The 22,143-nt window shown below is 37.0% G+C and carries 23 protein-coding genes and 1 other annotated feature; of the genes, 3 read left to right on the top strand and 20 right to left on the bottom strand.

Annotated features, from left to right (window positions below):
• Positions 1-68: 68 nt before the first annotated feature.
• Together mtnN and MHH45_RS21925 are read right to left on the bottom strand one after the other, a co-directional pair.
• The gene (gene mtnN / locus MHH45_RS21930; RefSeq protein ID WP_016116419.1) at positions 69-764 is read right to left on the bottom strand and encodes a 5'-methylthioadenosine/S-adenosylhomocysteine nucleosidase; all 696 of its coding nucleotides are present in this window, start codon (positions 762-764) and stop codon (positions 69-71) included.
• Between the two features lie 14 nt (positions 765-778).
• Positions 779-1,417: a class I SAM-dependent methyltransferase gene (locus tag MHH45_RS21925; RefSeq protein ID WP_016116420.1), complete on the bottom strand. Its 639-nt coding sequence runs from the start codon at positions 1,415-1,417 to the stop codon at positions 779-781.
• A 136-nt stretch (positions 1,418-1,553) separates the two neighbouring features.
• Between MHH45_RS21925 and MHH45_RS21920 the strand changes: the two genes are divergently transcribed.
• Positions 1,554-1,769: a YrzA family protein gene (locus MHH45_RS21920; protein WP_000010988.1), complete on the top strand. Its 216-nt coding sequence runs from the start codon at positions 1,554-1,556 to the stop codon at positions 1,767-1,769.
• Between the two features lie 38 nt (positions 1,770-1,807).
• On the opposite strand, the gene MHH45_RS21915 is transcribed toward MHH45_RS21920, so the two are convergent.
• Together MHH45_RS21915 and MHH45_RS21910 are read right to left on the bottom strand one after the other, a co-directional pair.
• Positions 1,808-2,434: a YrrS family protein gene (locus tag MHH45_RS21915; RefSeq protein WP_016116421.1), complete on the bottom strand. Its 627-nt coding sequence runs from the start codon at positions 2,432-2,434 to the stop codon at positions 1,808-1,810.
• 116 nt (positions 2,435-2,550) lie between these two features.
• The gene (locus MHH45_RS21910; protein WP_088093675.1) at positions 2,551-4,305 is read right to left on the bottom strand and encodes a peptidoglycan D,D-transpeptidase FtsI family protein; all 1,755 of its coding nucleotides are present in this window, start codon (positions 4,303-4,305) and stop codon (positions 2,551-2,553) included.
• A gap of 309 nt (positions 4,306-4,614) precedes the next feature.
• On the opposite strand from MHH45_RS21910, the gene MHH45_RS21905 reads away from it, so the two are divergent.
• Positions 4,615-5,948 (top strand): IS3 family transposase gene (locus tag MHH45_RS21905; protein WP_340862339.1). Its coding sequence is split into 2 segments (ribosomal slippage): positions 4,615-5,002 and positions 5,002-5,948, totalling 1,335 coding nucleotides; the frame shifts between segments, so codons are not numbered across the junction.
• 58 nt (positions 5,949-6,006) lie between these two features.
• Here the strand turns inward: MHH45_RS21905 and greA are convergent.
• The 11 genes from greA to MHH45_RS21850 all read right to left on the bottom strand — a co-directional run bounded on the left by greA (position 6,007) and on the right by MHH45_RS21850 (position 16,897).
• A complete protein-coding gene (gene greA, locus MHH45_RS21900; RefSeq protein ID WP_016116423.1) occupies positions 6,007-6,483 on the bottom strand; it encodes a transcription elongation factor GreA in 477 nt (158 codons plus the stop codon).
• Positions 6,484-6,763: 280 nt separating this feature from the next.
• Entirely contained in the window at positions 6,764-7,402 is a 639-nt protein-coding gene (gene udk, locus MHH45_RS21895) for a uridine kinase (protein ID WP_003200515.1), read from the bottom strand.
• A 17-nt stretch (positions 7,403-7,419) separates the two neighbouring features.
• A complete protein-coding gene (locus MHH45_RS21890) occupies positions 7,420-8,700 on the bottom strand; it encodes a peptidase U32 family protein (RefSeq protein ID WP_016116425.1) in 1,281 nt (426 codons plus the stop codon).
• 18 nt (positions 8,701-8,718) lie between these two features.
• Positions 8,719-9,648, bottom strand: a complete 930-nt coding sequence (locus MHH45_RS21885; protein WP_088094348.1) for a peptidase U32 family protein — start codon at positions 9,646-9,648, stop codon at positions 8,719-8,721.
• Between the two features lie 7 nt (positions 9,649-9,655).
• Positions 9,656-10,297: an O-methyltransferase gene (locus MHH45_RS21880; RefSeq protein WP_016116427.1), complete on the bottom strand. Its 642-nt coding sequence runs from the start codon at positions 10,295-10,297 to the stop codon at positions 9,656-9,658.
• A 215-nt stretch (positions 10,298-10,512) separates the two neighbouring features.
• Complete coding sequence (mltG, locus tag MHH45_RS21875) at positions 10,513-11,583, bottom strand: endolytic transglycosylase MltG (RefSeq protein ID WP_016116428.1); 1,071 nt, start codon at positions 11,581-11,583, stop codon at positions 10,513-10,515.
• 222 nt (positions 11,584-11,805) lie between these two features.
• A complete protein-coding gene (locus tag MHH45_RS21870; RefSeq protein WP_016116429.1) occupies positions 11,806-12,087 on the bottom strand; it encodes a DUF1292 domain-containing protein in 282 nt (93 codons plus the stop codon).
• Between the two features lie 12 nt (positions 12,088-12,099).
• Positions 12,100-12,513, bottom strand: coding sequence for a Holliday junction resolvase RuvX (ruvX, locus tag MHH45_RS21865; RefSeq protein ID WP_016116430.1), 414 nt, complete (start codon positions 12,511-12,513; stop codon positions 12,100-12,102).
• A 3-nt stretch (positions 12,514-12,516) separates the two neighbouring features.
• Positions 12,517-12,783 (bottom strand): IreB family regulatory phosphoprotein, encoded by a 267-nt coding sequence (locus MHH45_RS21860; RefSeq protein ID WP_000348590.1) that lies wholly within the window; start codon positions 12,781-12,783, stop codon positions 12,517-12,519.
• A gap of 78 nt (positions 12,784-12,861) precedes the next feature.
• On the bottom strand, positions 12,862-15,504 hold the full coding sequence (alaS, locus tag MHH45_RS21855) for an alanine--tRNA ligase (RefSeq protein WP_016132063.1): 2,643 nt from the start codon (positions 15,502-15,504) through the stop codon (positions 12,862-12,864).
• Positions 15,505-15,557: 53 nt separating this feature from the next.
• Positions 15,558-15,775: a binding site (T-box leader), on the bottom strand.
• Between the two features lie 45 nt (positions 15,776-15,820).
• Positions 15,821-16,897: an AI-2E family transporter gene (locus tag MHH45_RS21850; RefSeq protein ID WP_170927957.1), complete on the bottom strand. Its 1,077-nt coding sequence runs from the start codon at positions 16,895-16,897 to the stop codon at positions 15,821-15,823.
• Positions 16,898-17,062: 165 nt separating this feature from the next.
• Here MHH45_RS21850 and MHH45_RS21845 point away from each other — a divergent pair, with 165 nt between their 5' ends.
• Positions 17,063-17,275 (top strand): hypothetical protein, encoded by a 213-nt coding sequence (locus tag MHH45_RS21845; protein WP_016116433.1) that lies wholly within the window; start codon positions 17,063-17,065, stop codon positions 17,273-17,275.
• Positions 17,276-17,321: 46 nt separating this feature from the next.
• On the opposite strand, the gene MHH45_RS21840 is transcribed toward MHH45_RS21845, so the two are convergent.
• The 5 genes from MHH45_RS21840 to mnmA all read right to left on the bottom strand — a co-directional run bounded on the left by MHH45_RS21840 (position 17,322) and on the right by mnmA (position 22,127).
• A complete protein-coding gene (locus MHH45_RS21840) occupies positions 17,322-17,450 on the bottom strand; it encodes a YrzQ family protein (protein WP_088094349.1) in 129 nt (42 codons plus the stop codon).
• Positions 17,451-17,469: 19 nt separating this feature from the next.
• Positions 17,470-17,658, bottom strand: a complete 189-nt coding sequence (locus MHH45_RS21835; protein ID WP_000490499.1) for a hypothetical protein — start codon at positions 17,656-17,658, stop codon at positions 17,470-17,472.
• Positions 17,659-17,799: 141 nt separating this feature from the next.
• The gene (gene recD2, locus MHH45_RS21830; RefSeq protein ID WP_016116435.1) at positions 17,800-20,136 is read right to left on the bottom strand and encodes an SF1B family DNA helicase RecD2; all 2,337 of its coding nucleotides are present in this window, start codon (positions 20,134-20,136) and stop codon (positions 17,800-17,802) included.
• Positions 20,137-20,238: 102 nt separating this feature from the next.
• The gene (locus MHH45_RS21825; RefSeq protein ID WP_016116436.1) at positions 20,239-20,898 is read right to left on the bottom strand and encodes a tetratricopeptide repeat protein; all 660 of its coding nucleotides are present in this window, start codon (positions 20,896-20,898) and stop codon (positions 20,239-20,241) included.
• Between the two features lie 113 nt (positions 20,899-21,011).
• Complete coding sequence (mnmA, locus tag MHH45_RS21820; RefSeq protein ID WP_016116437.1) at positions 21,012-22,127, bottom strand: tRNA 2-thiouridine(34) synthase MnmA; 1,116 nt, start codon at positions 22,125-22,127, stop codon at positions 21,012-21,014.
• Between the last annotated feature and the right edge of the window lie 16 nt (positions 22,128-22,143).

Genomic DNA, 22,143 nt, shown 5'->3' with positions numbered 1-22,143 from the left:
TATTTGCCAATAAAGAAAAGGCAACTGTATGTATCTTCTTTATATGAGACAGTTGCCTTTTTGTTACATTACTTTAACTCTTCTAACACTTTTATAATAAAGTTTGTAGAATGAAGAGCTGCTTGATCTAAAAATTGATCAAATGAAACGTTTGATTCTTTACCAGCAATATCAGAAAGTGCACGAATAATTACAAATGGTACTTTGTATTGATGACATACTTGTGCAACCGCTGCTGCTTCCATTTCTACTGCGTAAAGATTTTCAAATTTATCACGGATTGCTGCAACTCGGTTTGGATCACTCATAAATGAATCCCCTGTTGCAATCATTCCTTTCACAACTTGAATGTTCTCTTCGGATTTCATACATTTCTCAGCTAATGCTATTAGTGCTTCATCCGCTTTAAATCCTGGTGGCATCCCTGGCACTTGACCATATTCGTAATCAAATGCAGTTACATCCACGTCATGATGGCGAACTTCTGTTGAGATGACAACATCCCCAACATTTAAAGATTGATGGAATCCACCAGCTGAGCCTGTATTAATTACTTTTTCAGGTTGGTATCTCTCTAATAAAATTGTCGTCGACATAGCTGCATTTACTTTACCAATACCAGACTTTAACAAGATTACTTCATGTCCTGCTAATGTCCCTTTCGTAAATTCACAACCTGCAACGGTTTCTGTTTCTGCTTGTTCTAATTTGTCACGTAAAATACGTACTTCTTCTTCCATTGCTCCAATTACAGCAATTCTCAATCTAATCCCTCTTTCTATTGCTTAGTTGCCTCCATTACCCAAACGAAATGATTTAATCTCGTAAATGTTACATGGAAGCCATTGTTTTCAAAAATAGATTGCATGATCGGAATACGTGTATAGTATTCTGTTTGCAAATCGTTTGCTAACTGATGAAAACCTCTTTGTTTTGCAGTTTCAACAGTTTTATCATACGCTTCTTGATCTGCAAATATCGTATCAGCAAACACTATTTTACCACCTTTATGAAGCAATTGACTATACTTCGCAATTGCTACATCTTTTTCTTCATCTGTTAGATGATGAAACGCATAAGTGCTTACAATTGTATCAATAGAATCGGGAACATCAAAAGAAAGAAAATCTCCCTCTGTAATTGAAAATCCTTCTGGTAGCTTTTGCTTTGCGATTGTACGCATTTCACGTGACGGCTCTATGCCGTAAACAGTATGGCCGGCAAGTAATAATTTATTTGTTAAATTGCCAGTACCAACACCAAATTCTAATACATTTCCAAATGATTTATTTACTACATCCTCTAAAATCTCCTCATAACGAGCGAAAACTTCTTTATATTGTATATCTTCGCCTTGTACGAATGAATCGTACGTATGAGCCCACTCATCAAATAAACCGTTAAATTCTATACCCATATAAAATTCCCCTTTTTCTTATCGGTTTTATCAGTATGATATGCTTTCTTTACGAAAATGTCAATTGAAACGGAAATGGTATTTCCTTCTTTTCTTTGTTACACTTAACATGATTATATGGAGAGGAGCGTTTTTTGTGTCATTTACGTTTGAAATGCTGGAAGATAAAGTAGAATTTTTTGAAGCACCAAACTTAGTTTCCTTAGAAAAGAAAATTAACGAACAAATTGACAATAACAAAGCACTTATGCTGGAAGTTCATCATATTTCTCATCAAATGGTTATGGATCCCGAGAGCAAAAGACCTTATTACAGCGCAGTTGTTCATTTTAAATTAAAAAAATTACGCTAAACTAAAAAAGAGAGAGGTTCTAAGAACCTCTCTCTTTTTTAGTTTAGCGTTTGAACAAGTGCTGGTTTCCAACCCTCATTTTCTACCCAATCAATATTTACATAGTACCTTTTACCAGTTTGTTTATCTTGAACATTACCGTACGCTTTTTGCTTACCGTTATTCCCAATGCGGTGAATAACCAATTGTTCCACTGGAACTTCGATTGCAGCGGAAATTGCTTGTTTCATCTCATTCCAATCTGCTGATCCTTGTTGAAATGTCATTGCCGGTGTTGCACCTTGCGTTGTACCAGCTGGCTTCCAAGAAGGTTTCGTATAAGCATCTGTTGCTTTAGGCTGTGTTTTTTCAGCTGGGACCTTTTCATTTGCTTTTGCTTCTTCCTCAGCTTTTTGTTTCTCTTCGTCCTCTTTTTTCTTCGCTGCTGCTTGCTCCTGTTTCTTAGCTTCTTCTTTCTCTTTCGTTTTCTCAGTTTTATTATCTTTCGTTGTTTGCTGAGATACTTTCTTGTCTGGAGAAGATGCTTGCTCTGTTGTATCAGAAGTAAAGAATACTTGGTACGCTACAACAAGTACTGTTAATAGCACAATAGCAATTGCAATATTTAAAACACCGTTTTGACGACGTTTTTGTTGTTTCTGTTGGAATCTAGATCCTCCTGCCATTCTTCAAACCTCCATGCAGTTTTTCCTACTTGCTATTGTAACACTAAATCTTAAAAGGTTGAACAACTACAGTAATTTTTTCACGAAATGAAAACATTTGATAATAAATTGCAAGATTACCTTCTACTTTCCAAGTGAGCAATCTCTTCTACAAATTCTTTAAAAATCGGTGTTACAGTATTTTGTTCATTATTCGTTTCTAAGTCAACAACTACTAGCGCATATCTTGGGTTTTCATACGGGAAGTAACCCGCAAACCAACGATTTACACGATTTCCTTTTCCTGTTTGTGCCGTCCCAGATTTTCCGGCAACAGATAGCGGTAATGACTGAAAAGTAGTACCTGTTCCTTTCTCCATCGTTACTGCTTTTCTTAATAGTGATTGCACTTGTTTCACTGTATGATAAGAGAGTTGCCGCCCCTCCAATTTATGATCTTCAAAATGAAAAAATCTTGTGCCATTTTTGTACCGTATTTCTTTTACAGCTTTTACTTCTTTCTTCTCTCCATTTCTTGCAATCGTCGCCATCATATTTGCAACAGCTAAAGGAGATATTCTTACATCTTTTTGTCCAATTGCTGTTTGAGCAATTGCTTTGTGACTCACCTTATTTTCTTCACCATTCCAAACAGTTGCTTTTTTCTCTTCTATCAACTGTTTAAATCCAGGTGTATGAAACACTTGCCCTTTCCATCCTACCGTCTCACCCGCTCCTAGCGCTTCTAAATACGTTTCCATTACATGTTTATCCTTTTGCATCAATTCATCACTAAGCACCGCAAATGTCCTGTTACAACTCCTAGCAAAGCTCTCGGTGAAGCTTAATTTCCCCATCATAACCTGCGGAGTATTTTCGCCATACGGATCTGTATCACAGTTAAACATACGATGAGATTGAATTATATCATTATCAATTGCCGCGGCCGCTATAACTGTTTTAAAAACAGAACCAGGAAAATGAGGAATTAGCATTTGGTTTTCCATCGTTTTTTGATACGCACGCTTATCATTCGTCTGTAAAGATGGTTTACTCACCATTGCTAAAATTTCACTCTTCTTCACATCAAGTAGTACTAATCCACCGTTTTTTATTCCATGCATTTGCACAAGCTCTTCTGCTTTTTGTTGCAAAGACTTTTCTATCGTTGTTTGAATCGTAACTGGATAAAAAGGATTTCCAGGAGATGTATATTTTGCACGTTTCCCAAAAATCGGTTCGCCCTGTCTGTCTACGGGATACAACACTTTCGTTTCACCATCAGTCATTAAAAATTCATCAAATGATTGTTGAAGTCCTGAAATACCAATCGGTGTTTGAATAGGTAACTTCTTCATTTCCCCGTATCGCTTTTGAAATTCATTCTCGTTTTCTCCTACTGCACCAATTAAATGTTCTGCTTCTGGTATTTGTTTCACCCTTACTTCAGTTGCAACCATGCCTAACATATCCGCACGATTAATCTTTTCCACCTGTTCTTTCGTTAATTGAAACGGTTTATCACCTCTTTGAAATATAAATGGTTTTCGTTTGTCTTTCATTTGCAGATTTATGTCTTGTCCCGGCACACTAATGATATGCGCAATTTTCTCTAACATGTCATTTTTTATTTGTAGAAATGGAAAAATAATTAACACTGGATACTTTTCTTCACCAAGTTCTACTCCATTTCGATCAATAAAACGTCCCCTACCATCATCCACTGTAACTGCTTGTGTACGCTGGGTAACACTCTTTTCAATTAAATTTATATGTTTATCTGTAAATGATTCAGTATATATAAGCTGTATTTGTACCAATCTTCCAAGCAATAGCAACATGATGCATGTAAAGCATAATAAGGTGATGATAATTCTCCGTTTGATTTTCATAAAAAACACCTCGTCTTTTCAGTTTAGACGAGGTGCCATTCCTTTTATACAGAACGAAATATTACAAAAGCGTATATTATGTAATTATTTTTTATTGACTGACTGGTTGTTTTGCATATTTTTCAAAAACTGATTTATAAGTTTCCACATTTAAAACTTTAAGAGCAAAGGGATAAGCAAGAGAGAAACAAATAAAAAAGGTCCACTCGCATAAAATGTACCCTATAGAATAGACACTTAAAAAAAAGTCTATTCTATAGGGTATTTCTTGTATAATAGGAGAAAAATTAGAATCGGAGAAATTTCACAATGACGAAAAAGCTATTTACAGAAAAAGAGGTTCAAACGCTATCAAAGAATCCATACGTAAAATCTATGAGTGAGAAAGGAATTACTTATACAGACGACTTTAAGCGCATATTTATTGAAGAAAATAGAAAAGGAAAGTTACCACGAGACATTTTTGAAAAATATGGTTTTGATATAGATATGATCGGAATGAAGCGTGTTACGTCGGCAAGAGATAGATGGTGTGCCGCTTATAGAAAAAATGGTGTATTAGGATTACGTGATACACGTAAAGAAAACCTAGGGAGATCTTTAGAGAGAGAACTTACTTTAGAGGAAAAGTATGCGCGTTTAGAAGCTGAACGGAACTTACTAAAAGCTGAAAATGAGCTGTTAAAAAAGATCAAACTTATGGAAGGGAGGATGAAAAGGAAATAACGTTACTACCTAGTAAAAAATATATCTTGATTCGTTCTGTTATCGTAAAATATAACCTAAGAAATATGGTGAGTCACTTATGTAAGATAGCTGGCGTTTCACGTTCTGGATATTATAACTATTTCTCTTTGAAAGCTAGAGAACAACGAAAACAAATGGATAAAAAAGACGAGAAAGTGAAGAGAATCATATTAAAAGCTTTTCATTTTAAAGGACGTCAAAAAGGAGCCCGTCAAATAAAAATGACATTGGAGGGGCAATTTCATATTGTTTACAATTTGAAGCGTATACGAAGAATTATGAAAAAATACAAGATTGTTTGCCAGATTCGGAAAGCGAATCCTTATAAAAAAATGATGAAAGCGACGCAAGAACATAGAGTGGTCCCAAACTTATTAAAGCGAGAATTCAAACAAAACATCCCGGGAAAAGTATTACTTACCGATATCACTTATTTATTTTACGGAAAAGGAAAGAAAGCGTATTTATCGACTATTAAGGATGGATCAACCAATGAAATTTTGGCTTACCACGTTTCTAGTCGAATTACGTTAGATTTAGCCATAGATACACTTGTAAAGCTAAAGAAGAATAGAAAGGTAAAGTTAGCCGAAGGAGCATTTATTCATTCTGATCAAGGCTCTCACTATACAAGTCCTATTTATCAAAAGTTGGTCAAGAAATATGGATTAGGACAATCCATGTCAAGAAGAGGAAACTGTTGGGATAACGCCCCACAAGAATCATTTTTTGGTCATTTTAAAGATGAAGCATATATAAAACCTTGTGAGTCTTTTGCACAATTAAAAAATGAAATTAAGAACTACATGACGTATTACAATCATTATAGATATCAATGGAATTTAAAAAAGATGACTCCTGTTGAATACAGAAATCATCTTCTTGATGTTGCATAACTTTTTTTAAAAATGTCCTTTACAAAGGGTACAGATTACATGAGTGAACCTTTTTTTATTATTTTACAGAGATGATCTCAACTTGCATTTCTCCACCTGGCGTTTGAATTGCTACTTTTTCACCAATTTGCTTACCTAGTAAGCTTTTTGCGATTGGAGAATCGTTAGAAATTCTTCCTTCAAATGGATCTGCTTCTGCACTACCAACGATTGTGTAAGCTTCTTCATCTCCATCTGGTAATTCTTTGAATGTTACAGTTTTACCTAATGTTACAACTGTAGACTCTTCGCCATTATCTTCAATGATAACTGCGTTACGAATCATATTTTCTAGTTGTGTAATACGTCCTTCTACGAATGCTTGCTCATCTTTCGCTGCATCGTACTCCGAGTTCTCAGAAAGATCACCGAAACTACGTGCGATTTTAATACGCTCTACAACTTCTTTACGTCTTACTGTTTTTAATTGCTCAAGCTCGTTTTCTAATTTTTGTTTACCCTCTTGCGTCATAGGGTATGTTTTTTCTATTGCCATGTTTTCCACTCCTTTTATATATCAATCCCCCGAAAAAAAGAGGAGTTCAATATGAAAACTCCTCCGCTTTATCCTATAGCGGAGGTTTCTAGTACACATGCACTAGCGGAGTTGTCACATACAACCCCGTATTTTCCAATTCTTCCTCATATAAAGAAGATATGTATGGAAAGTTCATATAAATATGCCCTCACCTATAGATAGATGAGGTTGGCATGTTTCATTGTATTCGATAAGAAGGGAAAAAATCCCTTCCTATCGTATATCTTTTACTATGCTATTACAAATTCACTTTTTGTTCAAGAATTGTTGCAATTTTTGTGACCATAATATCAATTGCAACATGATTTTGTCCGCCTTCTGGAATAATTATATCCGCAAATTTCTTAGAAGGCTCAATAAATTGGTTGTGCATTGGACGTACAACATTTACATACTGCTCAACAACAGAGTCCATTGTACGACCGCGCTCTTTAATATCGCGCTGCATACGACGTAAAATACGAAGGTCAGCATCCGTATCAACAAACACCTTAATATCCATTAAATCACAAAGACGCGGGTCTTCTAAGATGAGAATCCCTTCTAAAATAATTACATCTTTCGGTTCTACTGGAATAATTTCTTCTGAGCGTGTATGCAATGTATAATCATATACGGGTTTCTCAACCGGCTTATATGCAAGCAACTGATGTAAGTGCTCAATTAATAAGTCATTATCAAACGCTAATGGATGATCGTAATTTGTTTTTAAACGCTCTTCCATTGGCAGATGACTTTGGTCTTTGTAATAATAATCTTGCTCCAAAATTAAAATGGAATGACCTTGAAATTGATCAAAAATTGCTTTTGTTACACTTGTTTTACCTGATCCTGAACCACCAGCAATTCCAATTACAACCGGCTTATTCGTCCCCATTCAACTACCACTCTTTCTTATTGATGTATGCTTTTTCGCATCATATTATTCACATACACTGGTTGATCCACTTTGAATTTCACGATTTGCAACGGATGTCTCGCTGCATCTAATTCGTTTCCATCCTCATCCCAAATTTTCTCCACCGTTTGTGTAAAGTTTTCTATTTCTGGCCCAAAGAACTCAACCTCATACCCTGGTTTGAAGTAGTTACGTTGTTCGATTGTGACAATGCCTGTTTCTTCATTATAATCTAACACTAAACCAGCAAAATCATACGTTGTTTTCTTACTATGATTTCCATACATTTGTTCTTGGTATCCTGGAACTCCTTCAAAGAATGCAGGCGCTGTATCACGATTTGCACATTTATCGAGCTCATCTAACCATTCTTGTTTAAACTCAAAGTTATCAGGATCCGCGCAATATGCATCAATTACTTTGCGGTACACAGTTGCTACTGTTGCTACGTAGTGAATAGATTTCATGCGTCCTTCAATCTTCAAGCTGTCAATTCCAATTTCAATCATTTTCGGAATTGAAAGGATCAAGTTTAAGTCTTTTGGACTCATTGCAAAGTGTGCATCGCCTTCTTGGAATAAAGGAAGTTCTTCTGCTTCTTTATGTTGTGATACTGCTTGAACTAGGTCATAATCCCAACGACATGACTGACAACAACCGCCACGGTTCGAGTCACGTGCTGTCATATGGTTACTTAATGTACATCTTCCAGAGTATGCAATGCACATTGCCCCATGGACGAACGCTTCAATTTCAATATCAACGTTTTCTTTAATTTCCTTCATTTCTTCATAGCCGACTTCACGAGCTAATACAAGACGATGCAAGCCTTCTTCTTTCCAATACTGCGCTGCTTTCCAGTTGGATAGAGACTGTTGTGTACTTAAATGCACTTCAACAGAAGGAGCTACACGTTTACACGTCTCAATAATAAGCGGATCTGCAACAATAATTCCTGTTACACCAGCTTTTTCAATCCCTCTTAAATAATCTTCCAATCCATCCATATTTTCATTATGTGCAAAGATATTTGTTGTTACATATATTTTTGCGCCATATTTCTTTGCAAACTCTACGCCTTCTGCCATTTCTTCTAGCGTAAAGTTCCCTGCATTTGAACGAAGACCAAATTCTTGTCCACCTAAATATACAGCATCTGCACCGTAATGAATAGCTACTTTTAATTTCTCTAAATTACCTGCAGGGATTAACAATTCAGGTTTTTTCACAATAACGCGTTTTCCATCGACTACTCGTGAAATTTCTTGTACAGTCATTTCCTACACCCTCCTCGTTTAGTAAACCGTTTCTTTAAAGAAGAATCCTGTATCTAACGGACGATTTACTGGTTGAATTTCTTCTATCTCTTTATATAAATCGTCTTTCATGTCATAATACGCATCGCGATCTTCTACACATAAATCAATAGCTTTACGATATTTCTTTGTCACTTCGATAATGTATTCAGAGCTTTTTAACACCCCATCAATTTTCAAGCTATCGATTTCAGCATCGATGAGTTCATCTAACTCATCAATGAAACAAATATCATTCGGACTCATAATATGAGTACCATTTTCGTCCTCATAAATCGGATACTTGTTATTACGCTCTGGATCATGTAAAAACATATTCTCTTCATACTTTTTCTTTTCAATCTCTAGATTACGATCTTGATATTCAAAATAGTTTCCAACTAATGAACGCTTTGATTGGAACATGCATGTCATACCGTGAATTTGCACTTCTACTTCAACTTCAGCGTTTTCTTTTAATTCAACAATTTCATCTAAGCTCAATTCACGTGCAAGCACAGCACGTTTTGCACCTTTACGGCCCCAATAGTTACATGTGAACCAGTTCGTTGCTGTCGTTTCTGTATTCCAGTGCATTTGCATGTTTGGTGCTACTTCACGCACAGTCATTAATACTGCAGGATCTCCAAAGACGATTGCATCTACCTGTACTTCTTGCAGGAATGCAACGTAGTCTTTTAATTCTTCTACTTTGTCATTATGGAACATAGCGTTCATCGCTACGTATACTTTCATACCATTTTCATGTGCAATGCTTACAGCTTGTTTCACATCATCACGCGTGAACTCCCCTGCTAAACGTAAGCCAAACTTTTGCTCACCGATCATTACTGCACTTGCCCCTGCTTTTGCAAGAGGTTCAATGTCCGCCACCGCTCTTGGCGTTACTAACAATTCAGGTTTTTTCATACTGTTGTCACCCTCTCTTTTTACTCACGGCTACTCCATCACCAATCGGAAAAATAGTTGTATCATATCCTTCATGGTTCATTAGCCATTCATTGTACGTCTTAATACGACGAATCAAACCACGCGTACGTCTATTTTCAATTTTTTCTTTTGTCGTTACAAGTCCATGGTACATAACATTATCTGAAATAATGACACCCCCCGGATTTAATAACGGTTCATATAAGTCAAAAAAGCGACGATATTGTCCTTTTGCGGCATCAATAAAAATAACATCAAATGTTCCATGTTCTTTCACTTGTTCACCTGTTTCTAATGCATCACCATAAATAACGGAAATACGCTCTTTTACAGAAGAACACTCTATATATTCAAGTGCTTTTTCATATCGATCGCTATTTCGTTCTACTGTCACAATGCGAGAATTGGGGATAGCTTGCATCATACGAATACTGGAGTAACCAATTGCTGTTCCGAGCTCTAATATGCTTGTCGGTCCAATTAAACGTAAAAATTGCAACATAAACTCCATTCCAAGACGATCCATAATTGGCACATGATGTTCACTTGCGTACTGTTCCATTTCAAGAATAAGCTTATCTTTTGGATCAATAAATGATAATAGGTACTCGTTAACTGCATCCTCCATAAATAGTCCTCCTTATTTACATGGAGAAGTGCCTCTATGACGTGTCAGTTTCTATCTTTTCACACATAGAATGCAATAAAAATACAAGCCAGCTTCACCCTTAGCTTGTACGTCCCGTTTTGATATTAAAAACGATTCTTCTGCCAGTTTTTAACCCGATATATTTTACCACAAAAAAGAGGGATATGCGACCCTTTTCGCTCTCCCTCCTATTTTCATTTCTTTTGTGTAATATATTTTTGTTTTAATGCATTATGTTCTTCTAACGTTTTTGCATAATACACTTCACCACTTGGTGCTGCTAAGAAGTAATAATAATCTGTTTGCGCAGGTTCTAACGCTGCTTGTACTGAATGCTTGCCAGAATTCGCAATTGGTCCAACAGGTAATCCTTTTACAACATACGTATTATACGGTGAATTTACTTTTAAATCCTCATATAATACACGTTCTTTATGCTTTCCAAGCGCATATAATACTGTCGGATCTGTTTGTAACGGCATCCCTTTTGCTAAACGATTATAAAAGACGCTAGAGATCTTTTGACGATCTGTAACCCCTGTCGCCTCTTCCTCAATTAAAGAAGATAATGTTAAAAGCTGGTGAACGTCCAGCTGCTTTTCTTTCATTTTCGCCTCATTTTGAACAATTAATGCATTCGTTTTTTCAAGCATCGACGTCACAATTTCTTCCAATGTTGTATCTTTTTTATAGAAAGAATATGTCGCTGGGTATAAGTAGCCTTCTAACGGATATTTAATATTGGCATCAAAAATTTTATTTGTTAATAATATCGGATATTTTTGCTGCATTTTTTGGATAAAAGCCTTATCGTTTAATTGGCGCACAACATCATCTTTATTCCATTTCAGTTCCTTCGCAATTATATCTGCAATTTCAACAACTTGTGCACCTTCTTTAATCGTCAATTTATAAGCAACTGGACGATGGACATTACCCGATGACATTTGTTCCATTACATCATCTACATTCATTGATGAATTTAACAAATATGTACCTGCCTGCAAATTTTTAGATTTAGCTTTTGCATAGAAGCTAAATACTGTACCGTTTTTAATAGCGCCTTTTTCTTCTAAAATCTCTCCGATTTTACTTGTAGATGAACCTTTTGGAATCTCTACTTCAATTTCTTTTTTATTCCCGCTATCAACTGGTTTTAACGCAGATGAAATATACGCATAGACTGACACGCAGACCACAAGTAGTGTAATAACCACTATTAAAAGTGTGCGCCTATGCTTCTTCTTCACTTGATTCTCTATCAAAATTCTTCCTCCTTATTCCATTGTAGACCATATGTACATCCTCTATACAATGCCCTACAAACCCAAAGCAAAACTCATTCATTTGCAGATAGTTTTTTTATTTTATACAATCCGTCTCATTATACTATAAACAATTATGTAGTTTCGACAAAAAATCTGTCATTTTGCACGAGAATACAAAAAAAGATGGACTGCATGTACAGCCCATCTTCTTCACCTGAATTACGCTTCGCCCTCTTCTTCTTCAGCAAGAGTGTTAAACATTTCTTGTACCATTTCCCACTCTTCTTCAGATTCGATTGAAAGTAATGTTCCACCCTCTTCTTCATTTTGCTCGTATGCCATTGCATCGAAGATTTGGTCTCCATCTTCGTCTACTTCACCGATCGGAGAGAAGACTACGTATGATTTTTTACCGAATTTTTCAGCATCAAAAGTGAAAATAATTTCACATAAATGTTCGTTTCCTTTTTCGTCTACAATTGTAATTTGATTTTCTTCCATTTTGGTCACCTCTTATTTACTATCTAAAAATCCTTGTAAGATCACGACTGCAGCCATCTTATCGATTACCTGTTTTCGCTTCTTACGGCTCACATCAGCTGAAATGAGCAGACGTTCCGCTGCCATCGTCGACAAACGCTCGTCCCACATTACAACTTCTAATTGTAACAGATTCCGTAGGTTTTCTGCAAATTGCTGGCAAGCTTCACCACGTGGGCCAATTGTACCATTCATATTCTTTGGTAAACCTACTACTATCTTGTCCACATTGTACTGTTTTACTAACTCAGAAATACGATCAAAACCAAATTGGCCTCGTTCTTCGTTAATCCTGATTGTTTCCAGTCCTTGTGCTGTCCAGCCCATTTCATCGCTCATTGCAACACCGACTGTTTTGGTACCAACATCTAAACCTAATATCCGCATAAACTACTCCTCACGATGATGTTTCAAGTAAGACTTCACAAGCTCTTCAATTAATTCATCACGTTCAAGCTTGCGAATGATGCTTCGTGCATCTTTATGGCGAGGTATGTATGCTGGGTCTCCACTTAATAAATAACCGACGATTTGGTTAATCGGATTATAACCTTTTTCTTGAAGTGCATCATACACAGTTAAAAGTACATCATTTACATGGACACTCTGTTTTTCATCTTGAATGCTAAACTTCATTGTTTTATCAAAACCGTCCATTTCAAGCACCTCACTTGTAAGTAGTAAGTATAGGGAGAAGAACTTCTCCTCTCCCTACCATTGTACACTACTATCTCTTTATTTTGAAACAGATTTAACGTACTCTTGTACAAATGCTAAAGCTTCCTCTACTTGTGCTGGATTTTTACCGCCTGCTTGAGCCATGTCAGGACGGCCGCCACCGCCACCGCCACAACGAGAAGCTACTTCTTTCACAAGTTTACCTGCATGGTAACCTTGACTAATTAAATCTTTCGTTACACCCGCTAAAATATTTACTTTATCGTCATTTACAGACACTAATACAACAACTGCAGACTCTAATTTATTTTTAAGGTCATCCATCATTGTACGTAAGTTGTTCATATCTGCAACATTTACTTTCGCCGCTAATACGTTCACGCCATCAACTGTCATTACTGAATCAGTTAGGTTTCCAGCTTCGATATTGCTTAATTTCGCAGCAAGAGATTCGTTTTCTTTTTGAAGTTGTTTTACTTCAGCAAATAAACCATCAACTCTTGTTAAAATATCTTTCGGATTTGTTTTCATTTTTCCTGCTGCTTCTTTTAATAAACCTACTTGATCGTTCATTAATTCGTATGCAGATTTACCAGTTACCGCCTCAATACGACGTGTTCCTGCACCGATACCAGACTCAGCAACGATTTTGAAAATACCGATAGAAGCTGTGTTATCAACGTGACAACCACCGCAAAGCTCTAAGCTGTAATCGCCTACTTGTACAACACGTACAACATCGCCGTATTTTTCACCGAATAATGCCATTGCGCCCATTTCTTTTGCTTCTTCGATTGCTTTTTGAGAAATCGCAACATCAATACTTTCCCAAATTTTTTCGTTTACAATACGCTCAATTTTTTCTAATTCGTCAGCTTGTACTTGACCGAAGTGAGAGAAGTCAAAGCGTAGGCGTTCTGATGTTACAAGAGAACCGGCTTGGTTAACATGTGTTCCAAGTACATCTTTTAATGCTTGGTGTAAAATATGCGTTGCTGTATGGTTTTTCACAACACTGCTACGGTTCTTCGTATCAATAATAGCTTTTACAGCTGCTTCTTTTGTTAACGTTCCTTCTTCCACCACTATTTTGTGTAAGTTTTGACCATTTGGTGCTTTTTGTACGTCTTTTACAAGAACTTTTACGCCGTCAGCAAGAAGATAACCACGGTCTGCAATTTGCCCACCACTCTCAGCGTAGAATGGCGTTACATCAAGCATTAATTGTCCTTCTTCACCTGCTTGTAGGCTATCTGTGTACTCACCATTTTTCACAAGTGCAACAACGTTACTTTCTGTTGCAACTGTACCGTAACCAACGAATTCGCTCGCTACTTTAACTTCACCAAGTACACCGCCTTGAACTTGCATAGAATCAACGTCTTGACGAGCAGCACGTGCACGCTCACGTTGTTTTTCCATTTCATTTTCAAAGCCTGCTTGATCAACTGTCATACCAGCTTCTTCTGCATATTCTTCTGTTAATTCAATTGGGAAACCGTACGTGTCGTATAGACGGAACGCATCTACGCCAGAAATAACAGTTGTTTTTTCTTCTTTCGCTTTTGCAATTACTTCAGCTAAAATTGCTTCGCCATCATGAAGTGTTTCATGGAAACGCTCTTCTTCATTCTTCACAACTTTTGCAATAAAGTCTTTCTTTTCAAGAACTTCTGGATAGAAGTCTTTCATTACTTCGCCAACAACCGGTACTAATTCAAACATGAATGGACGGTTAATGTTTAATTTCTTCGCATAACGTACAGCACGGCGTAATAAACGACGTAATACATAACCACGGCCTTCGTTAGAAGGAAGAGCTCCATCGCCTACAGCGAATGTTACTGTACGAATATGGTCAGCAATTACTTTAAACGCCATATCTTTTTCTACATCGCCACCGCGATACTTCTCACCAGAAATTGATTCTGTTGCACCAATCATTGGCATAAATAGGTCTGTATCAAAGTTTGTAGGTACATCTTGAACGATAGATGTCATACGCTCTAGACCCATCCCTGTATCGATGTTTTTCTTTGGAAGTGGCGTATATGAGCCATCCGGATTATGGTTAAATTGAGAGAATACAAGGTTCCATACTTCTAAGTAACGTTCGTTTTCTCCACCTGGATACAACTCAGGATCGCTAAAATCGTTACCGTAAGCTTCACCGCGGTCATAGAAAATCTCTGTGTTCGGTCCACTTGGTCCTTCACCAATATCCCAGAAGTTTTCTTCTAAACGAATGATGCGCTCTTTCGGAACACCCATTTTCTCATTCCAAATTATAAATGCTTCTTCATCTTCTGGATGGATTGTTACAGATAGTAACTCTTTATCGAATCCAATCCATTTGTCGCTCGTTAAAAATTCCCAAGCCCATGTAATTGCTTCTTCTTTAAAGTAGTCACCAATTGAGAAGTTTCCTAACATTTCAAAGAATGTATGGTGACGAGCTGTTTTCCCAACGTTTTCAATATCGTTTGTACGAATTGATTTTTGTGCATTTGTAATACGTGGATTTTGCGGAATTACACGGCCATCAAAGTATTTCTTTAATGTCGCTACACCACTGTTAATCCATAAAAGAGATGGATCCTCATGTGGAACTAATGATGCACTTGGTTCAATTGCATGCCCTTTTTCCTCGAAAAAGTCTAAAAACATTTGACGAATTTGTGCTCCTGTTAACTGTTTCATCTATATTTCCTCCCTTAAGAAATTTCATAAAAACAAAAAACTCCCGTCCCTATAAAAGGGACGAGAGTTAACTCGCGATACCACCCTAATTATGAACCGATTTATACATTCTCGATTCATCACCTCATGGTGCCGTAACGTGGCAAGACGGCAGGGATTAGCTGCTCTCAGGATTAGCGTTCTGTCACCCTTCATTTAAAACTTCTTTCAGCCAATGGAAGTTTCTCTCTAAAAATGGACTGTGACATACTCGTTCCGTCATCAATTTAAAATCATATGCTATATGCCAAAATTGTAGCGAATCCGTTTCCATTTGTCAATGTTTCCAGAGTGGCTTTATATGAACAATAACGGTTCGAATCACCGCTAAAATAGGAACCGATATTAAAAGACCTACAATTCCACCTATTTCTCCCCCAATTAGAAGAGCAAGCATAATAATAACAGGATGCATACGTAACGATTTCCCAACAATATACGGAGATAAAATGTTACTTTCAACAAATTGTAAAATGGCAAGTGCGATACCTGCTTTAATAAAAAGATTTGTGGATATCGTTGCGGCAATCATTAATGTCGGAATCGCTCCTAAAATAGGACCAAAGTACGGGATTATATCAGTAACTCCAACAATGATACCTAGTAATAGTGGATACTTCATACCAATAAACCAAAACGAAAGAGCAGACACGCCTCCTAAAACTAAACACACAAATAATTGCCCTCGAATATAACTTCCAAGTGACTTATCGATCTCCTTCGCTAACACTTGTCCTGTACTACGCCATTTACTCGGAACCATCTTCCAAAAAACATGATAAAATTCTCCATAATCTTTTAATATGTAGAATACAATGAATGGAATTAAAAAGATGATAAGCAATGAATCCAATACACCATGTGCTGTACTCATCACTTTATTTAATAACGCTTGTATCTTCATTTCAATTCCAATAAAAACTTGCGTTACTTTCTCATGAATAAACGATGGGAAATTGTCTGTCTGTTCTGTCACACCGTCCATCCAAGAATCATACATTTTCATAAACTGCGGGAATTGCTTATTGATTTCTTGTAGCTGCGCAATCACAACCGGTGTCCCTTTATAAATTCCATAACCGAGACCACCAAAAAAGAGAATATAAATAAGCAAAATCGCAAGTGTACGTGGCATTCCCTCTTTATATAATTTTTCAATTAAAGGATGCAGTAAATACGCGATGAAACAAGCAATTAAAAATGGTGTAATTGCTACTTTAAACACGAATATGATTGGCGCCCATAGTGGTTTAATTTTTAAAAAGACGAGCAAACATAAAAACACTAATAACAATAACCCTAATCGATAGATCCAAATAATTTTAAGATTCTTCAAGCGAAAAACCTCCTCCATCCTTATTTTGAAAAGAAATAGAGAAGGTTATGTGTAAAACTTTTAAAAAATTACTGGACTAAAATATTTCCATACAGACCATACTGTTTTAAAAAAACTTACATATATTTAACATCATACGGACAAGCACTTAGGTCAGCTCGCAAATATGTGAGGAGGAATAAAATGGTTTGGCTTATGTTAATTCTTTCAACACTTTTCATGATACTAGAATGGATCTGTATTGGCTTTGGTATTTGGAAGGGACTCTTCACGCGTTCAACACGAAAAGAACGTGCGAAACAGCTGTGGTATTACGGAGTTCTTGGTATTGGATGTTACGGACTTTCTTATCTTTTTTCTGAAATTGGACTTTTTTATTTCTATACGAGCACATGAAAAAACTCCCTGAGAATTAAGGGAGTTTTTCACTTTATAGAAATGATTATAAATAAGACTTAATCATTTTGCGTGCTCTTTTCATATTACGTTTGGAAAACACATCTTGTTTACGTGCATATTGATATACCGCAGCTCCAATACCTAATGCGATTAATGAATTGCGTACGTTCAAAGTAAATCCCCCTTTTTGACTATCCGATGGTTCGTTCATTCTCATCAAATAAATCATCAAGAGAACTAAGCGATCCATCTTCTTCTACTTGATGCGTATGGATTTTCCCCTTTGAAACCGATAATTCAATATAACAATTCCAGCAATAAAATTGGTTGACACCTATTTTTCCAATGTCTTTCCCTTTGCAATTTGGACAACTGAACATATGGCTTTCATCTCCTTACAGTCTCCCAGATTCTATTCGCCATTATGTCCAAACTGCACTCATTTATACATACTAGAACTGCCTTACACTTTCAAAATAACGTTCTCTATATTGAAAGTTTCACTATATAATTTCACCTTGCTACATAAAATCATACGGTGAAATGTTTTCCACATCCATCTCCTGGCCATCAATCGTAACCATTTGCACTTCCCCTTTTGATTCCTGCAAGCGACCAGCTAACGTTGTTTGCCGCAGTGAATCATCAAGACGATTCACACCAGATTGAAAGGCTGATTCTTCTCCGCAAATAATTAGAAACTTTTTACTTCTCGTAATACCTGTATAAATTAAATTACGGCGTAACATGCGGTAATAGCTCTTTACAATCGGCATAATTACAATTGGAAATTCACTTCCTTGTGACTTATGAATTGAACAACAATACGCATGTGTAATTTGATTTAAATCTGGCTTTATATACGTTACTTCAATCCCATCGAACGAAACAACAACCATATCTTGTTTCTCCACATTTTCCTTTGCATAAAATACAGAAACAATTTCTCCAATGTCACCATTAAACACTTGGCTTTCTGGTTGATTTACGAGCTGCAATACTTTATCACCCGTTCGATACACAACATCACCGTAGGCAATTTCTCTACTCTTTTCTTTCTTCGGATTAAATACTTCTTGGAGTGCTTCATTTAGCACATTAATACCTGCCGGACCGCGATACATAGGCGCTAACACTTGGACATCTCTTGCATTAAACCCTTTCGTCTTCGCGTTTTCACATACTTGTTTTACAACCTCAACAATTTGAGCACCTGAGCAACCAATAAACGAACGATCTTTTTTATTTTGTGCTAAGTCTGGTGGCAGCGTACCATTTTTTATCGCATGGGCAAGCCGAATAACGGATGACCCTTCTGCTTGACGGTAAATCTCTGTTAACTTCACTGTCGGAATTGCACCAGCATCTAATAAATCTTTCAAAACTTGTCCAGGCCCTACAGAAGGTAATTGATCTTCATCACCTACAACAATTACTTGAATGCTTGTTGGTAATGATTTAAACAATTGATTTGCGAGCCAAATATCAACCATTGAAAACTCATCAATAATAAGTAACTTTCCTTGTACAGGGTCCGTTTCATTACGCTGGAAAGATCCTTCTGGCGTCCAACCAAGTAAACGATGAATCGTACAAGCAGGAAGCCCTGTTGACTCACTCATCCGCTTCGCAGCGCGGCCTGTCGGAGCTGTTAACAGAATCGGAAACGGATTATCATCACTGTAATCTTTCGGGCTTAATGATAAACCATGCAAGGAAGCATACATTTCGACAATTCCTTTAATAACGGTCGTCTTCCCTGTACCAGGTCCGCCGGTTAATAACATCATCGGCTTATGAAGCGCAGTTTGAATTGCCTCTTGTTGAAGCGGCGCATACTGTACTTTTAGCTGCTCTTCAATTTTCCCTAACGTTAATAATACTTCCGCTTCAGGAAATGAAGGCGTCTCTTCTTGGTTCATGAGACGGCGGATTGATTTGACAACGCCTTTTTCGGAATAGAATAACGAAGCTAAATAAATGCGGTCTTCTTCTATAATGATTTTCCCTTCACCTTGCATCATTTCAACGCATTGCAAAATATCTTCTTCCGTCACATTACCCTCTTGATTATTTAAAAGCGATACGGTTTCTCGAACTAGTTGACCTTTTTCCATAAACACATGACCTTCTTGGAGCGAAACATTTTCTAACGTATAGAAACATCCTGCTCTCACACGATCATTATGGTTACCAGATATCCCTAGCGCTCGTCCTATATCGTCAGCTCTTCCAAAACCGATGCCATCGACTTCTTCAATCAACTGATATGGATTATTTCGAATCACTTCAAGCGTCATTTCTTTATACTGCTGATAAATCTTAATCGAGAGCTTCGTCCCAAAACCATAACCATTTAAAAAGCTCATGACCTTTTCAAGCCCTTGGTGTTCAATAATTGTGTCATAAATTTCTTGCGCTTTCTGCTTGTTTACAACACCTTCTAATGCAGCAGGGTCGTCCATAATTTTAGAAATCGCATGTTCTCCGAGATGATCAACAATCTTTTCTGCTGTTCGCTTCCCAATTCCTTTAAATAAATCACTCGCTAAATATTGCACCATACCTGTTTTTGTTTGAGGTAATTCTTTTTTAAATGTTTCAACTAAGTATTGCTTTCCGTACTTTGGGTGGTCTTTAAAGTGACCCGTCAATGTAAATACTTCATCTTCATGCATACGGGGAAAGTGACCGTTGATCATCACTTTTTTTTCGTCGTATGTTTCATTTGTTTCAATGATTTTCATACTGACAACGGAATAGAGGTTTTCTTCGTTGTGGAAAATGGTATGAAGAACTTGTGCTTTTATAAATTTTTGCTCTTCCTCAAACAAATCCATTGCATGTTGATTTCCCATGTTTCCTCTCCTTTCCGATTTCTCTCAATCTAACGAGCAGTAAAGCCCCCACCTCTCTACTTATCATTAGATGAGGGGTAACTGCGCGTTAAGGTACGATTTCTATTCGGCTTCTTGCTCTAATAAACGAATGCCATTCCCTGCTAAAAAGTGATCTGGTTGAATTTCAGTCGCCTTCTTAAATAAAGCAAGTGCTTTCTCATTATTTTCCTCAAACACGTACGCAACACCTAAATTATAGTACGCATCTGCATGTTCTGCATCCATTTGTAAAACCTTTTCAAAATAAGGTTTCGCTTCCTGAATATGTTCTAGTCGTGCAAAGCATAATCCGCATTGGAATACCGCTTCTACATCCGCCCTATCTAATTCAGTTGCTCTTTGTAAAAATGGCAGTGCAAGACGATCATTTCCAAGCTGTACATACGTAATCCCTAGCATAAATGTCACATCAGCTGATTGTAATCCAGCTTGCATCGCTTGCTCAAATGCAGCTTTTGCTTCTGTAAATTGCTCTTGTCCATAATATATGCTTCCAATCCCATAATAGGCAGTAGCTGATTTTTCATCTAATTCTAATGCGCGTTTATAAAATAAAATCGCACGTTCGCTATCTCCTAGCACATCTAATAAATTCGCAAAGTTAATGTATCCAAGTGCATCTTTCGGATTTTCTTCAATTGCCTCTGTAAAATTTTTAGCTGCTTCTTCCCAGTTTCCTTCTTGCATATATTGAATGCCTGCTTCAAGCTTATTTGACATGTTCTTCACCTCTACAACAAATTATAACAAATAATCTATTTTCCAAGCGAACAAAAATTCGCTGTTATGAAAAAGAAACCTCTAACCGCTAATCGGCAGAGGCTTCTCTTTTTTCATCCTAAATAGTCTAGTTTCTTACCACTACGGTATACTTCATCAATTGTAGCACCGCCTAAGCATTCATCTCCATCATAGAAAACAACTGCTTGTCCTGGCGTAATCGCACGAATTGGTTCATCGCAAAGAATACGAACTGTATTATCATCAACGATTTGAACCGTTACCTTGTTATCCTCTTGACGATAACGGAATTTCGCTGTGCACTTAAATTCCTTTTCTTTCGCTCTGTTGCTTACCCAACCTATATTCGTAGCAATGACTTCATCACCATATAAAAGCTCATTGTGGAATCCTTGATCAACATATAAAATATTTTCTTTCAAGTTTTTCCCAACAGCGAACCAAGGATCACCATTACCACCAATACCAAGACCATGACGTTGTCCAATTGTATAGTACATCAAACCGTCATGTTTCCCTTTCACTTCGCCAGATAATGTTTGCATTACACCTGGCTGAGCTGGTAAGTAGTTACTTAAGAAATCTTTAAAGTTACGCTCACCAATAAAGCAGATACCTGTGCTATCTTTTTTCGTCGCTGTTGCTAAACCAGCTTCTTTTGCCATTTCACGAATTTGCGGTTTCTTTAACTCACCAAGTGGGAACATCGTTTTTGATAATTGCTCTTGGCTTAATTGATTTAAGAAGTATGTTTGATCCTTATTATCATCAACGCCGCGTAGCATTTTATATTCGCCATCGATATAAGCAACACGTGCATAATGACCTGTCGCTACATAATCGGCACCAAGCGCAATCGCATGCTCTAAAAAGGCTTTAAATTTAATTTCTTTGTTACACATTACATCTGGGTTTGGCGTACGACCAGCTCGGTACTCATCTAAAAAGTACGTAAATACTTTATCCCAATATTGTTTTTCAAAGTTTACTGCATAATAGGGGATACCGATTTGATTGCACACTTCGATTACATCATTGTAATCTTCCGTTGCTGTACAGACACCATTCTCGTCTGTATCATCCCAGTTTTTCATAAAAATCCCGATTACATCATAACCTTGCTCTTTTAATAAAAGAGCTGCTACAGATGAATCGACACCACCAGACATCCCAATGACAACGCGCGTTTCGTGAGGTAGTTTGTTCATCATGTCACCTCCCATG

This window comes from Bacillus sp. FSL K6-0042 (assembly GCF_038006685.1).
GTDB lineage: Bacteria > Bacillota > Bacilli > Bacillales > Bacillaceae_G > Bacillus_A > Bacillus_A pseudomycoides.
This window is presented reverse-complemented; position numbering and strand designations above follow the sequence as displayed.